Source organism: Amycolatopsis orientalis DSM 40040 = KCTC 9412, assembly GCF_000478275.1.
Lineage (GTDB): Bacteria > Actinomycetota > Actinomycetes > Mycobacteriales > Pseudonocardiaceae > Amycolatopsis > Amycolatopsis orientalis.
The window spans coordinates 661983-676615 of the sequence record NZ_ASJB01000083.1 but is presented as its reverse complement, the minus strand read 5'-3'; the positions used below and the strand labels follow the sequence as shown (position 1 = coordinate 676615).

Below are 14633 nucleotides of genomic sequence, written 5' to 3'. Positions count from 1 at the left end.
CCACCCGGCCTCTCAGTCGTGAATACCTGAGAGCCTAAGCAGATGAGCAGGTGATGGGCAATCGTTGCTGGTTCAGCTCGCGCGCACCCGCAGGGAGTCGAGAGCCTTGCGTACGTGGCCATCACTGGCCGCCAGCGCCTTCGCCGCGTTCGCGACGTCCTCGCCGGACAACAGATGGACCAGCGCGACCTTGAGGTCGCCGTCGGCCTCGGTGAGCGCGTCGGAACAGTCCGCCATGCTCATGCCCGTGGCCTCGCGCAGGATCCGGATGGTCCGCCCGCGCAGCTTCGCGTTGGTCGCGCGCATGCTGACCATCAGGTTCGAGTACGTCCGGCCCAGCTTGATCATCGTCGCGGTCGAGAACGCGGTGAGGATGATCTTCTGCGCCGTGCCCGCCTTCATCCGCGTCGACCCGGCGATCGCTTCCGGGCCGGTGTCCACCGCGATGAGGACATCGACACCGGGCGGCGTCACCGCGGCCGGATTGCCCGAAACCAGGGCGGTACGGGCACCGCGACGGCTGGCCGCGGCCAGCGCGCCGAGCACGTAGGGCGTCCGGCCGGAAGCCGTCAGCCCGAGCACGAAGTCACCGGACGCGACGTCCTCGGCCACCTCGGCGGCTCCGGCCTTCGCGTTGTCCTCGGCGTCTTCGACGGCCTGGCGCAGGGCGCGCGCGCCGCCCGCGTGATGCGCGATGAACCAGTCGGACGGCACGTTGAACGTCGGCACGAGCTCCGCCGCGTCCAACGTCGCCAGCCTGCCGGAGGTACCTGCCCCGAAGTAGTGCACGCGGTGCCCCGACCGCAGCGCCTCCACGGCGAAGTCGACCGCCCGGGCCACCTGCGGCAGAACGGCCGCGACGGCTTCGGGGACCCGGCGGTCCTCGGCGTTGATCGCACCGAGGATGCCCATGGTCGACATCAGGTCGATGTCGGTCGTCCGTGGATTGCGCTGTTCGGTTGGCGAATCGACGTGCACCACCTGGCGTGGGACGGTCATCATGCGCCTCACTTTTTCGCTCATTTGCCGGTTTCCCGCGGCCGTCGCCTGCCGTCGGGCCGTACGCCCAGCCGGTGCGAACCCACCGCGTCCCTGGTCGCGTCGAGCGCGTTGACCGACGCGTCCATGTGCCGCTGCGCGACACCGATGAACAGGCAGTCGATGACGGTCAGCTGCGCGATGCGACTGGCGGTCGCACCGGAACGGAACGTCGTCTCCCGTGCCGCCGTGGTCAGCACGTGGTCGGAGACCTCGGTGATCGGCGAACGCGGGAAGTTCGTGACCGCGACGGTGATCGCGCCGTGCTCGCGAGCCACCCGCAGCGCCTCGACGGTGTCCGTGGTCGCGCCCGTGTGGGAGATGCCGATCGCGACGTCTCCGGGGCTCAGCACGGCGGCCGAGGTCAGCATGATGTGCGTGTCGGACCAGGCGAAGCTGACCCGGCCGATGCGGTGCAGCTTCTGCTGCAGGTCCGCGGCGACGAACGCGCTCGCGCCCACGCCGTAGACGTCCACCCGGCCCGCGCCTGCCAGGACATCGATCACCCGCTGTAGCGACGGGATGTCGAGCTGGTCGGCGGTCTCCTCCACGGCACGGGCGTCCGCGAAGCTCACCTTGCCGATCACGGCGGCCAGGTCGTCCTCCGGGCCGATCTCGCCGCCGAGGTTCCGGCTCGACCGGGCCTCCGTGCGGGCGGTGTCGGCCGCCAAGGCGATCCTGAGCTGCGGATAACCGCCGACGCCGACGGCCTTGCAGAACCGCGTGACGGTGGTTTCGCTGGTGTTGGCCGCGAGCGCGACCTCGGTGATGCTGCGCCGCGCGACCGTCGCCGGGTCGTCGAGGACGACCTTCGCGACGCGCTGCTCCGCCCGGGCGAGCCCAGGCAGAAGTGAGCGGATCCGGACAAGCGGGCTCGCGTCAGCGTCCCGTGTCGGCTGCGCCGGCACGGCCTCGGACGGTGCGGCCGCGATTACGGAATCGGTATCGCCCACCGTGGGAAAGTTACTAACCGTTGGCATCTGCGACAAGGCTACCCACACCCTTCGGGAAGATCGCAACCTATCCGTGTCTGCGGATTCGATTTGCGATTAATCGTTGACCAGAAAGTCGCTAACCAGGTCGAGGCCGTTAACGAGGTCGAGCTAACGACTTGGCAACTTAGTGTCGCGATGCAAGGGGCTGTGTCCCGGTCAACGGGGCCGTACGGTCAGCGCATCGGAGCTGCCCGGTTACCTAGTGCTCAACTTCCAACCGGTAGCGACGAAAGTAGGGGGATTATGCTCACTGTCCAGCAGTATGTGGCCGCGTTCAGTGACTTTCACACCGTCCAAAGAAATTCCGCGCCCGGTGTAACGAGCATCGGTCGTGTAACGCCAGCGGAGGGTGATTTGTGAGCTTTGTGGCACTTCGGCGGCGACCCGCCACCACGCCCGATGACCATGCCCGCCGAGACCGGTCTGGTCGCCCGCGGGAGCCCCTGGTCCGTTTGCACGCAGAGTAATCGTTTTCCAGGTCGCTCCGTCGTCGGTACTTATTTCCAGAAAAAGCGAATCAGCGGGCCCTTCGGTGTCCACGAAGGCATCGAAGGAGACCTTCAGCGGTCCGCCGGAGGTCCGCAGCGGCTGGGTCGTGAGCGTGGCCGTGGAGACGTCTCCGGCTCCGCTGAACCAGGCGTCCCGCCCGCGTACCGGGCGGACAGCCATCGCCTTCGCGAGCGAACTCGCCCACGTCTCCCTGGCGAGGTTGATCGAGCCCCAGGTCCGCGTCGGGTGCACGCGGTTGGTGAGCAGGATCGCGAACGACCGCGAGAGTGGATCGATCACCAAGGACGTCCCGGTGAACCCGGTGTGCCCGGCGGTCGAGGGCGCCGACAGCGCGCCCATGTACCAGGGCTGGTCGAGTTCGAAGCCGAGTCCGTGAGAGTTGTCGGGGAACTTGTGGTTGTAGTTCGTCAGCATCGCCCGCACGGTCTCCTCGCGCAGGATCCGGTGACCGCGGTACGCGCCGCCGTTGAGGATCGTCTGCGCCAGCACGGCCATGTCGGACGCCGTGGAGAACACGCCCGCGTGCCCGGCGACGCCGCCCAGCGACCACGCGTTCTCGTCGTGGACCACGCCCCGCACGAGTCCCCGAGGCGGCTTCGCGGCGTACTCGGTCGCCGCGACCCTGGCGAGTTTCGAGGCCGGCGGGTTGTACCCGGTGTCGGCCAGGCCCAGCGGTGCCGCGATGCGGTCCTGGACCACCTGGTCCAGCGGCGCTCCGGCCACCTTCTCGACCAGGAAGCCGAGCGTCAGCAGGTTGATGTCGGAGTAGAGGTACGTACTGCCCGGCGGGTTCTTCAGCGGGCTGTCGAGGACGGCCTTCCGGCGCGACGGGATGTCCGGGTAGCCCTCCCACAGTGACGGGAGCGGCGTCGCGGCGAACCCCGACACGTGGGTGAGCAGCTGCTGGACGGTGACGGCCTCCTTGCCGTTCACCCCGAACTCCGGCAGATACCGCACCACCGGCGCCGAGATCTCCAGCTTGCCGGTCTCGGCCAGTTGCATCACCGCGATGGAGGTGAACAGCTTCGAGATCGAAGCCATGTCGAAGATCGTGTCCGCACGCATCGGGACCTGCTGCTCCGGCGGCAGCTCGGTGCCGTTCGCGTCGGCGTAGCGGACCGCGCCGCCGACGGCCTGGCGTTCGACGATCACGCCGTCGTGCGCCAGCAGCCCGACCGCGCCGGAGAAGTGCGGATGCCCGGTGGCGTCCGGTTTCGTCCAGCCGTCGATGAAGCTCTCGGCCGCCTTGATCGGCGCCGGGTCGAGCCCGACGTCCGCGGGCGCGCCGTCACGCAGGACGGTGGAAGGGGGCGCGAAACCCACCCGCGGCCGGTCGAACCGCCCGGCCGCGCGGTTTCCCTGGTCTTCGGTACCCGGAATCGCCTGTGCTCCCGCCGTCGACAGCGTGGTCGCCGCGACCAGGACGGAAACAGCCGCGATCAGGCTCTTCCTAACACGCAAGGTCGTTCCCCTCAGCGATAGATGAGATGGCGACGGCGTTTCCGGTCGAACTCGGCCAGTTCGGCCTGCCAGGAGCCGACGATCTCGTCCACCCCGGCGCCCTTGTCGACCATCGTGCGCAGCCTGTCGGAGCCCGAGAGCTTGTCGAGGAAGTTGTCGGGCCGCCACTTGAACTTGTCCGGATGCACCTGCTTCGCGGTGACGAACATGGTGACCGCGGTGCGGATGGCGTCGAACACCCGCGGCTCCGTGATCGTCACCTGCACACCGCCGCACGGCTCGTTGACGAACTTGCCGAACGTCGGCACGAAGTACGCCTCACGGAACTTCACGCCGGGAAGCCGCAGCTCGCCGAGCTTCTCGCGCCAGCGCCAATCGAGGCCCGGCGCGCCGATGATCTCGAACGGCCTGGTGGTCCCGCGGCCTTCGGAGAACACGGTGCCTTCGAACATCCCGGTGCCGGGATAGACGAGCGCGGTGTCCGGCGTCGGCATGTTCGGACTCGGCGGGACCCAGGTCAGGCCGGTGCGGTCGAAGAGCTGGTCACGCCGCCAATCGCGGACCTCGACGATCTCCAGCCTGCCCGGGGTGACCCCTTCGGCGGGCAGGAACTCGGCGGCGAAGAACCGCGCGAGTTCGCCGACGGTCATGCCGTGCTGCTGCACGATCGGCTTCCGGCCGACGCCCGACGCGTACGCCGGGTCCAGCATCGGCCCGGCGGCCTTGCCGCCCAACGGGTTCGGCCGGTCCAGTACGACCACGGCCGCGCCGACCCTGGCCGCCGCGACCATCGCCGTGTACAGCGACCAGATGTAGGTGTAGAACCGCGCGCCGACATCGGCGATGTCGAAGACGACGGTGTCGACGCCGGCCTTCGTGAACATCCCGGCGAGCTTCGTCGCGTCCGCGCCGTACGCGTCGTAGACGGGGACGCCGGTGCGAGGGTCGGTGTAGTCGCCTTCGGAACCGCCCGCTTGCGCGCTGCCGCGGAAACCGTGTTCGGGGCCGAACGCGGCGAGGGGGCGGACTCCGGCGGCCACCATCGAGTCGACGATGTGATCGCCGCTCGCCAGCACACCTGTCGGGTTCGACAGCACGCCGAGCTTGCGGCCGGACAGCGGCGCCCAGCCCCGCGCCGCGAGGACCTCCGCTCCGGTGCGGGTGAGCGGGGGACCTTTGCTCTCGCTCGGCGCCTGGGCCTGCGCGACCGAGGACCCGGCCGTCAGCGTGGGGACCGCGAGCGCGCCCGCGGCGAGAAAGTGACGACGGTTGAGGTTCACCAGGTCAGCCCGTGTCCGAAGGGGTATTTCACCGTGCCCACGTCCTTGCCCGCGGGGACGTCCACCGGCAGCTTGCCCTGCGGCTTCACCTTCCCGAGGATCACCTTCGCCAGCGCCTCGAGCGAAGGCGAGATGTACCCGTACGTCGCGAGCCAGGTCTTGACGGGGTTCTCGTAGCCGGCGTCGTAGGGGATCTGCGCGGCGACGGCGACCACGGGCTTCCCGGTGTCGGCCAGCGCCTGCAACAGCTTGCCCTGCAACGGATACGTGCCGACGTTGTTGGTCAGCACCACGACCAGGTCCACGTTCCGCGCCGCCGCGACCGCCTGCGCGATCTGCGCGTCGGTCGGGGTCTGACCGGTCTGCAGCGCCGTCGCGCTCGTGCCGTGCGCGGTGAGCTTCGCGGCCAGTGACGCCGTCGTGCTCACGCCCCAGCCGGTCACGAGTGTCTTCGCGGGCTGCTGCTTGAGCGGGAGGACGCCGCCGTCATTGCGGATCGCGGTGACCGAGCGGTCGGCGATGCCCTGCGCGGTCGCGAGGTTCGCCGGCGTGCCGACCTTCGAGGCGACCTTGGCCGGATCGACGAACGGCGAGGTCAGGATGCCCCGGTGCAGCTTGAGCTTGAGGATCCGCAGGACGCTCTCGTCGATGCGGCGTTCGGTCAGCTCGCCCTTGCGGACCGCGTCGAGCACCGAGTTGATCGCGAGGTCCAGGTTCACCGGCATGAGCAGCTGATCGGCGCCAGCCTTGAGCGCCAGCACCGGGATCTCCGCGTCGGTGTGCATCTCGCGCACGGCGTCCATCGAGAGCGAGTCGGTGACGACGACGCCGCGGTAGCCGAGTTCTCCGCGCAGCTTGCCGGTGAGGATCGGCTTCGACAGCGTCGCGGGCTCACCCGACGGGTCGAGGCTGGGGAACTGGATGTGCGCGCTCATGATCGAGTCGATGCCCGCCTCGATGGCGGCCTTGAACGGCGGCACGTCGGTCGCGCGCCAGCTGGCCTCGCTCCGGTCGATCCGGGGCAGTTCGAGGTGACTGTCGGTGGCCGCGTCACCGTGACCGGGGAAGTGCTTCGCGGCGGCAGACACGGTTTCGGTGCGGCGGCCCCAGCCCGAGGTGCTCTTTCCCGCCGAGGGCGCGTCGACAGAGTCTTGGAAGCCCTTCACCTGTGCCGCGACGAACTGGCTCGCCAGCTCCGGGCGGCCGGAGAAGGAACGGACGCCGATCACCGGGTTCGCCGGGTTGGAGTTCACGTCGGCGTCGGGCGCGAAGTCCTGGTTGATGCCGACGGCGCGCAGCTCGTGCCCCAGTATCCGCGCGGCCTCCTGCGCGGCGGTGGTGTCGCGGCCCGCCGAGATCGCCATCGCGTTCGGCAGTTCGGTGGCGGGGGAACCCATCCGGGTGACCGTGCCGCCTTCCTGGTCGGTCGCGATCTGCAGCGGGATGCGGGCACCGCTGCGAACGGCCGCCCGCTGGAGCCCGTTCGACAGCTTGGCGACCTGTACCGGGTCGTCGAAGTTGTCGCGGCTGTCGTTGTTGAAGTAGATGACGCCGCCGAGGTGGTACTTCTCGATCACCTGCGCCGGGGTGTCCACTCCGAAGTCGGCCTTGTTCTTGGCGTTGACCTCGTCGGCGGACTTCCCGTTCACCCACGTGACGAACAGCTGCCCGACCTTCTCCTCCAGGCTCAGCCCGCGCAGCGTCCGCTGTGCTTCCGCGTCCGCCGTCACCGGCTGCGCGGTGGCCGGAACGCCCGCCGCGGCTCCGGCGGCGAGAGTGAGCAGACCCGCGAGGGGCAGTGCGAGCGCATGGATCCTCCGATGACGGGCGTGCGCGGTTCGGGTCGTCACCTCAAGCCTCCCAGATTCGTGCCTGACTCTCAGATGGAAAGAAGTCCACCTGGAAGCACTGATATCCGGAAGCTACCCACGAGCACTTTGGTTGTCCATCAGCCACTCGCACGAACGGACCGTTCATACACAAAGGGACGCGAAGTGGCCGGTCACGACGGGAAACGGGAGCGTCGCCGGTGCGTGACCGGACCGGTCACGACGAAAAGGAGGGGCAAAACACTGGCGGCGCCCGTCGGCCGAAGCCGGCGGGCGCCGCCAGTCAGTGCGGACCACTCGGGCGACCAAGCGTGCAACTCTGGTCGTACCTTCATGGACTCGGCGTCCGGCGTCCCGGTACGCAGTCCCTAGACGACGAGCCTCCCGCGGCGCGCTGCGCGTGGGTACCCGGTGTCCGCACACGGAGATTCGCCGGGGTGGAACAGGCTTCTCTTCTACCTGTTCCCTGGCCGACCGAACGTCCGCACCTACTTTCTACGCCGTGAGCCGGGTCACTTCAAGTGCGCAGACGGGTGCACCGGTACAGAGGCTCGATCTAGTGACACGGGCACCCTCCGCGACGGACAATTCGCGGCCCTGGCTGCGAAAACCGGCCCTGTACCGCCGTATGGGTGTGCGCTCAGCGAGTGCGTTTGCGCCGGTTGTAGCCGTACCAGGTGGCGCCCGCGGCGACCGCTCCGAGCGCCACCAGACCCGCCGAGCGGGCCGGGATCCGGGTCCGCAGCGACATCGGGTGCTCGAACGCGAGGATCTCCCAGCCCTGTTCGGTCGCGTGCTTGCGCAGGACGCGGTCGGGATTGACCGCGTGCGGCCGTCCGACGGCTTCGAGGAGCGGGATGTCGGTGCTCGAGTCGGTGTACGCGTGGCATTGCGTGAGGTCGTAGCCGTAGGTCGCCGCGAGTTGCTTCGCGGCGACGGCCTTGTTCTCGCCGTAGCAATAGAAATCGACTTCGCCGGAGTAGCGGCCGTCGACGATTTGCATCCGCGTGGCCACACTCCGTGTCGCGCCGAGCATTTCGGCGACCGGGGCGACGACCTCTTCGCCGGTCGCCGAAAGCACGACGACGTCGTGACCGTCGGCGCGATGCGAGGAGATCAGTTCGGCGGCCTCGGCGTAGACGAGCGGGTCGACGACGTCGTGCAGCGTTTCGCGAACGATCGCGGATACCTGTGCGACGTCCCATCCGGTGCACAGTGCGGAAACCTCGGCCCGCATCCGCTCCGTTTTCGCCGCGTCCGCACCCGCGAGCGAGAAGACGAGCTGGGCATACGCGCTGCGAAGCGCGGCTCGGCGGTTGATCAGGCCTTCGCGCAGTAGGGGCTTGCTGAAGGCCAGCGCGCTCGAGGACGCGATGATCGTCTTGTCGAGATCGAAGAACGCCGCGACCGGGCTCGGTGTCGTGCTGGGTTGGGCCACCCGCCAAGGATAGGAGAGCCGGACGGCGGCTCGCCCGTTGGTCGACCACGATCGGGATACGGCGGTGGAAAATTCGCGACCGCGCACCGGATCCGGCGTGTCGTGCCGTTACCGAATTGTGGGTACCGCTGTCCGCCGCAACGGGCCGGTACCGGAGTTACAGTGAGAATGTCCGGTCTCGTACCGGGCCCAGGTTCAGTCCGACCCCCCGGGGCTGAACCCCAGGCGGCCCTCGTCCCTCCCCCCTGGCGAGGGCCGCCCTCTATTTTCCCGCCCCGCCAATGGTTCAGACCTCGTCGGTCGCGGAAACTTCGCTGAATCAAGGCTGAATCGCCCTTTCGTCGCCACTTTTCCTTTGTTCGCAAGCTTTTTCACGCCTTTCATGGGTGGTGAGACGAGAAGGCGCGCTCGGTGCGAAAAGCCGGAAAGTGTGCCAGAAGGGTCCGACGGAAACGGTGGGAAATGGGTTTCCGCCGTCGGAGTTGTCCACAACACCCCAGTTGTCCACAGGTGGGAAGGAATGGCGTTGTGCGGACCGGGACGCGGCGCGACCGTGGAGTCACAGACCGAGTCCGACCGAACCCCTGGGGGAGTCATGGCCGAGGAACATCCGCTCGTCGTCGCCGGAGACGACGTCCTGCTCGACGAGATCCTGCGCGTGGCCGCGGCCGCGGGCTGCGAGGTCGAACGCGCACCCGATCTGGCCGCCGCTCGCGGGAGGTGGGCCCGCGCGCCGCTCGTCGTGCTCGACGAGGAAGCCGCGCGGACGCCGAGCAAATTGCTGCGGCGGAACAAGGTTCTGCTCGTCTGCAAGGGCGCGCCGACACCGTTGACTTGGGAACGTGCCTTCAACACCGGTTCGGAGAAGGTCCTTTCGCTCCCGGAGGAGGAAGGCGACCTCATCGGCGCGTTCGCGGACGTCGTCGACGGGCCCGCCCGTGACGACGGCGTCGTCATCGGCGTGATCGGCGGCCGGGGCGGAGCCGGGGCCTCCGTGCTGGCGGCCGCCGTCGCGTACCGGGCGGAGAAGACCGCGAACGGCGGGCTCCTCGTCGACTGCGACCCGCTCGGCGGCGGCATCGACGTCCTCCTCGCCGCCGAACGCGATCGCGGGCCGCGGTGGCCGGAGCTCGACCTCGGCGGCCGGGTGTCCATGACGGCGTTGAGTGAAGCCCTGCCGCGGAAACGGTACGCGACCGGAGCACTGTCCTTTGTGTCCTATGGCCGGGAAGGGCGGGGTCCAGAGCCGGCCGCGATCGAGGGGGTGTTGCACGCCGGACGGCGGGCGGGGCGGACGGTCGTCTGCGATCTGCCGAGGCATTTCGGTGCCGAGACGGCCACGGTCCTCGGACTGGCCGATCTGGTCGTGGTCGTCGTCCCGGCGGAACTCCGCGCCTGCGCCGCGGCGAGACAGGTCCTCGCCAGACTCGAACCTCAGTCGACACGGATCGGGGTCGCCGTCCGCACGCCGTCTCCCACCGGACTGGACCCGCGAGAGATCGCCGACGCCGTCGGCGCCCCGCTCATCGCGTCGATGGGCCGAGAGCGGTCGCTGTCGGCAGCGCTCGACCGCGGCGAGTTCGTCCTCAAGCATCGCGGTCAACTGGCCTCGGCCGCCGCCGACGTCCTCGCGGCCGCGCACGGGAATCCGGCCGGTGTGCCGCGATGAGCGACGATCTGGTGGAGCGGGTCCGGCGGCGGCTGGCCGGATCGGCCGTCCCGGCGGATCCGGTGAGCGTCGCGCGGGCGGTCCGCGCCGAAGCGGGCGGCGCGCTCGGGCAGGACGCCGTCCTCGGAGCGGTGCGGTTGGCCCGTGACGAGTTCGTCGGCGCCGGGCCGCTCGCGCCGCTTCTCGAAAACCCTTGCACCACCGACGTTCTCGTCACCGCGCCGGACGAAGTCTGGACCGACACAGGACAAGGTCTCGAAAGGACGGAGATCCGTTTCGCGGACGAAGAGGCCGTCCGCAGGCTGGCCCAGCGACTCGCCCTCGCCGGCGGACGGCGGCTCGACGACGCCCAACCGTTCACCGACTGCTGGCTGCCGGGAGTGGGACCGCACGGCCGGATCCGGATGCACGCGATCCTCCCGCCGATCGCGCCGGCCGGGACCTCCCTTTCGCTCCGCGTGTTGCGTCCCGCCACCCATGACCTCGCCGCGTTGCGCTTGCGCGGGGCGTTCGGCACCAGCGGCGCGGAGCTGCTCGATTCGGTCCTCCGCCGACGGCTCGCGTTCCTGGTGTCCGGCGGGACCGGGGCGGGCAAGACGACCTTGCTTTCCGCGCTGCTCGGCGCGGTGTCCCCGGCCGAACGCATCGTCTGTGTCGAGGACGCCGGTGAACTGCAACCGGACCATCCGCAGTTCGTCAGCCTGATCGCCCGCCCCGCCAACGTCGAGGGCGCCGGGGAGATCGGACTCGGCGAACTGGTCCGGCAGGCGTTGCGCATGCGCCCGGATCGGCTGGTCGTGGGCGAAGTGCGGGGCGAAGAGGTCTGCGCGCTGCTCAACGCGATGAACACCGGGCACGAGGGCGGAGCCTGCACCCTGCACGCCAATTCGCCGTCGGAGGTCCCGGCCCGGATGGAGGCGCTGGCCGCGCTGGGCGGACTGAAACGGGACGCGTTGCACAGCCAGCTGACCGCGGCGGTGCGGGTCGTCCTGCACATGCGCCGCCTGCCGAGCGGGATCCGGCGGCTGGACGAGGTCGGCGTGCTGCGGTCGTTCCGGGGCGAGGCCAAGGTCGTGCCGGTGTGGAGCCAGGGCCACTGGATCGGCGACGAGACACCGTTCGAGGAGATGGCGGCGTGACTCCGTGGTTCCTCCTTTCCTGCGGCGCGGCGTTGGCCTGCTGGCCGAGACCGGTGGCGGGCACCTCGTTCTCATGGCGCCTCCCTCGGGCCGTTCGCGTGGGCTGGTGGCTGTTGCCTGCTGTGCTCGTCCTGCCGGTTCTCGGGTTCGGCTGGGCGACGGCGACGCTGATGCTCACCCTCGCCGTCCGCCAGGAGCACCGGCACCGGGCACGGGCGAAGGCGGCGATGGCCGAAGCCGAACTCACCGCGTCCGTACTGCGGACGATGATCGGTGAACTCCGGGCGGGCGCCCATCCGGTGACGGCGGCCGAAGCCGCGGCGGAAGCGGTGCCCGCGGCGTCCGGACGGCTGCGCGGGCTGATCGCGGCCGCCCGGCTCGGCGGGACGGCCGATCCCGACGCGCCACCGGCGCTGGTGAACGCGTGGGCGCTCGCGAGCAGGTACGGGCTCCCGATGGCCGACGTGCTCGACGCCGCACGCCGGGACGCCGAGGCGGCGGCCGGTTTCCGCCGCCGTCTCAAGGCCAAGATGGCAGGCCCCCGGGCGAGCGCCACCGTGCTCGCGGTCCTCCCGCTGGTCTGCCTGCCGCTCGGAGAGGCGATGGGAGCGGGTCCGGTCCGCGTCCTCACCGAAACGGGCGTCGGTCGGTTGCTGCTCGTTTTGGGCGCCGGGCTGATCTGGGCGGGTACGGCCTGGTGCCGGGCACTCACCGGGCGGGTGGCGCCATGCTGACCGGAACGGCGTTGATCCTGCTGGGCGCCGCGCTCTGCTGCTGGCCACGTCACGGTCCCTGGGTCGCCGCACGGCCGGGACGTCTCCTCACGTGGCTCCGGGAACGGACGGCGCGGGACAAGGGCGGCTCCGAACTCCTCCGCTCCGCGGCCACCCTCGACCTCCTGGCCGCCTGTCTGGCCGGTGGGCTCCCGGTGCCCGTCGCGCTCGAAGCCGTCGCGCCGTCGGCGTCAGCGGCGACCGCGACGGCGCTGCGTTCGGTCGCGGCGCATCTCGCCGTGGGTGTCGGACCCGCCGACGCCTGGGCTCCGGTCCGTGACCGGCCGGGCCTGACCGAACTGTCCGTCGCCGCGGTGCGCACCGCGAGGGCGGGCACCGCGCTGGCGGCGCACGCGAAAGATCTCGCGTCCCGGCTGCGCGAGTCGCTTTCCGCCGAAGCCGAGGAACGTGCCGAACGGGCCGGAGTGCTGCTGGCCGCGCCGATCGGTCTCTGTTTCCTTCCCGCGTTCCTCTGCCTCGGCGTCCTGCCCGTCGTGCTCGGCCTCGCCGGCCGTCTCGACGGCTTCCTCTGAACGAAAGGCGAATCCCATGAGCAAGTTCCCCACCTTCGGCGAGGACGACGGCATGGCGACGGTCGAATACGCCATCGCCACCCTGGCCGCGGCGGCACTGGCCGGTGTCCTCTACCTGATCGTCAACGGCGAGGCCGTCGTCGCCGGGCTCACCGCGCTCATCGAGCGCGCCTTGTCGGTGAAGTTCTGATGCCCGGCGGCGACCGCGGGTCCGTCACGGTGGAGGCCGCGCTCGGCATCGGCGCGCTGACGTTCGTCTCGGCCCTGCTGCTGTCCGGGATCGGGGTCGCCGCCGATCAGCTCCGCTGCACCGACGCCGCCCGTGAGGCGGCCCGGCTACTCGCCCGCGGCCAGCCCGCCCGAGCCGAACAGGCGGTGCGGGAGATAGCGCCACCCGGCGCCCGGCTGGACGTCGTCCGCGAAGGGGACGCCATCACCGCCGGGGTCGAGGCCGAACCGGTGGCCGGACTGCTGCCCGGCATCCGGCTGCGTTCTCGCGCCTTCGCGATCGCCGAGCCGACCGCCGACCCGGCCGCCGAGCCTGGCGGCGGGCCATGAAGGCGGACGACCGCGGGGTCGCGACCGCGTGGACGGCCTCGATCCTCGCCGTCCTGATCTCCGTGGCGGCGTTCACCTTCTGGATCGGCGCGGCCGTCGCGACCCGGCATCACACCGAGGCCGCCGCCGATCTGGCCGCGCTCGCCGCGGCTTCGCACGCGGCCGACGGTCCCGCCGCCGCCTGCGAACGGGCCCGGCAGGTCACCGTCCGGATGTCGGTCACGCTGCTGACCTGCCGATGGGAGCGAGGCGACGCGCTGGTCGAGGTGCGATCGGCGGTGCCCGGACGCCTGGCGGACATCGGCCAGGCGGAGGCACGTGCCCGGGCCGGGCCGGTCGACCGGCCACCGTGACGGGCGTCGCACGGTGAACGGTCGCCCGGCGGTGACCGGCCGGTAGTACGGGCGAGTAACCGCCGGGCGCGAGCAGCGGTCGTTGGTGCGCGGCGAGCGGTCGAAGTCATGATCAGCGCTCCGCCGAACGGTCACGCCACTCGCCTGTGAGCGGGGTCACGAGGACGAGATGCCCTGCTCGGCTGCGACGAACGGCGCCGTACCGGTCGCGTCCGCCCGTTCATCGGACGTGCGGCGTTCGGTCCGTCCTGTCGGGCTACCGCGCGTTCATCGCTAAGTAACCGCCGGTTGTCGCGTGAGGTCTTCTCCCGATGTGCAACTTGCCGTTTATTGAGATGTGCGCCACCTCGAGAAGGTCGCCGGGTGGCCGCGGCACAGGACAGACACAGGACAGAGTTGACCTGAGGCAGGGACAGTAATGTTGGACGCGAATTGGCCGGACAGCTGGCGGGGCGCCTTCCGCATCGAAATGCGGGCGGAGGCGATCGGCCTCGCGTGGCGTGGCTGGCCGGTGCTCCCGGGAGCGGAGCCCGCCGCGATCACCCCGGAAGGTGACGACCTCACCTGGCGGCGTCCCGTCCCCGCCCAGGACAACTGGCGTGAACTGATCGAGACCCATCCGCACGAGGTCGCCACCTGGTTCGGCGACGACACCCACAGCCTGCTCGTGGCCACCGGCACCGTGCTGGACGCCATCGAGGTCGATGACGAGCTCGGCAAGCGGGCCGCCCGCCTGCTGCGCGCCACCGGTCACCCGGCCCCGATCGTCGCGATGCCGAACGGCCGCTGGCTGTTCCTCACCACCGTCGCCGCGAGCATCCCGCAGGAACTGGCCGCGCAGGCCTCGATCCAGTGGCACGGCGCGAACGACTACATCCCGCTGCCCCCGTCGCCGTTCCAGCACGGTGTCGTGCACTGGCGGGTCAAGCCCGAGGTCTGGGGCTGGCAGCTGCCCGAGGCCGCCGAGGTGCACGACGTGCTCGTCCGTGCGCTGGCCGGTGACAAGGCCGCCGCCCCCGTGGCGACCCTGACCACCGCCGCCTGATCAACCCACAAT

General features: G+C 70.3%; 14 protein-coding genes. 8 read left to right on the top strand and 6 right to left on the bottom strand.

Going from position 1 to position 14633, the window contains the following annotated elements:
• Window positions 1-72 precede the first annotated feature (72 nt).
• The 6 genes from L324_RS34400 to L324_RS34375 form a co-directional block, all read right to left on the bottom strand.
• Window positions 73-1002 (bottom strand): N-acetylmuramic acid 6-phosphate etherase, encoded by a 930-nt coding sequence (locus tag L324_RS34400; protein WP_037318482.1) that lies wholly within the window; start codon window positions 1000-1002, stop codon window positions 73-75.
• A 17-nt stretch (window positions 1003-1019) separates the two neighbouring features.
• Window positions 1020-2018 (bottom strand): MurR/RpiR family transcriptional regulator, encoded by a 999-nt coding sequence (locus L324_RS34395; protein ID WP_037318479.1) that lies wholly within the window; start codon window positions 2016-2018, stop codon window positions 1020-1022.
• Between the two features lie 210 nt (window positions 2019-2228).
• The gene (locus L324_RS34390; protein ID WP_152547078.1) at window positions 2229-4004 is read right to left on the bottom strand and encodes a serine hydrolase domain-containing protein; all 1776 of its coding nucleotides are present in this window, start codon (window positions 4002-4004) and stop codon (window positions 2229-2231) included.
• A gap of 11 nt (window positions 4005-4015) precedes the next feature.
• Window positions 4016-5284 carry an exo-beta-N-acetylmuramidase NamZ family protein gene (locus tag L324_RS34385; RefSeq protein WP_037318476.1) on the bottom strand — a complete coding sequence of 423 codons (1269 nt, stop codon included), beginning with the start codon at window positions 5282-5284 and terminating at the stop codon, window positions 4016-4018.
• Window positions 5281-7134 (bottom strand): glycoside hydrolase family 3 protein, encoded by a 1854-nt coding sequence (locus tag L324_RS34380; protein WP_037318471.1) that lies wholly within the window; start codon window positions 7132-7134, stop codon window positions 5281-5283. The genes L324_RS34385 and L324_RS34380 overlap by 4 nt, the downstream gene beginning before the upstream one ends.
• 619 nt (window positions 7135-7753) lie before the next feature.
• The gene (locus tag L324_RS34375; protein ID WP_037318469.1) at window positions 7754-8551 is read right to left on the bottom strand and encodes an HAD family hydrolase; all 798 of its coding nucleotides are present in this window, start codon (window positions 8549-8551) and stop codon (window positions 7754-7756) included.
• Between the two features lie 595 nt (window positions 8552-9146).
• Here L324_RS34375 and ssd point away from each other — a divergent pair.
• From ssd to L324_RS34335, 8 genes are all read left to right on the top strand, one after another.
• The gene (ssd, locus tag L324_RS34370) at window positions 9147-10220 is read left to right on the top strand and encodes a septum site-determining protein Ssd (RefSeq protein ID WP_037318468.1); all 1074 of its coding nucleotides are present in this window, start codon (window positions 9147-9149) and stop codon (window positions 10218-10220) included.
• Window positions 10217-11359: a TadA family conjugal transfer-associated ATPase gene (locus tag L324_RS34365; RefSeq protein WP_037318466.1), complete on the top strand. Its 1143-nt coding sequence runs from the start codon at window positions 10217-10219 to the stop codon at window positions 11357-11359. The genes ssd and L324_RS34365 overlap by 4 nt, the downstream gene beginning before the upstream one ends.
• A complete protein-coding gene (locus L324_RS34360; protein WP_037318464.1) occupies window positions 11356-12093 on the top strand; it encodes a type II secretion system F family protein in 738 nt (245 codons plus the stop codon). The genes L324_RS34365 and L324_RS34360 overlap by 4 nt, the downstream gene beginning before the upstream one ends.
• Window positions 12087-12665 carry a type II secretion system F family protein gene (locus tag L324_RS34355; protein WP_037318953.1) on the top strand — a complete coding sequence of 193 codons (579 nt, stop codon included), beginning with the start codon at window positions 12087-12089 and terminating at the stop codon, window positions 12663-12665. The genes L324_RS34360 and L324_RS34355 overlap by 7 nt, the downstream gene beginning before the upstream one ends.
• 16 nt (window positions 12666-12681) lie before the next feature.
• On the top strand, window positions 12682-12855 hold the full coding sequence (locus tag L324_RS41885) for a DUF4244 domain-containing protein (RefSeq protein WP_037318462.1): 174 nt from the start codon (window positions 12682-12684) through the stop codon (window positions 12853-12855).
• Window positions 12855-13223, top strand: a complete 369-nt coding sequence (locus L324_RS34345; RefSeq protein WP_037318460.1) for a TadE family type IV pilus minor pilin — start codon at window positions 12855-12857, stop codon at window positions 13221-13223. The genes L324_RS41885 and L324_RS34345 overlap by 1 nt, the downstream gene beginning before the upstream one ends.
• A complete protein-coding gene (locus tag L324_RS34340) occupies window positions 13220-13576 on the top strand; it encodes an Rv3654c family TadE-like protein (RefSeq protein WP_037318458.1) in 357 nt (118 codons plus the stop codon). Before L324_RS34345 ends, L324_RS34340 begins: the two co-directional genes overlap by 4 nt.
• A gap of 418 nt (window positions 13577-13994) precedes the next feature.
• Complete coding sequence (locus L324_RS34335; protein WP_037318456.1) at window positions 13995-14621, top strand: bifunctional DNA primase/polymerase; 627 nt, start codon at window positions 13995-13997, stop codon at window positions 14619-14621.
• The last annotated feature ends 12 nt before the right edge of the window (window positions 14622-14633 follow it).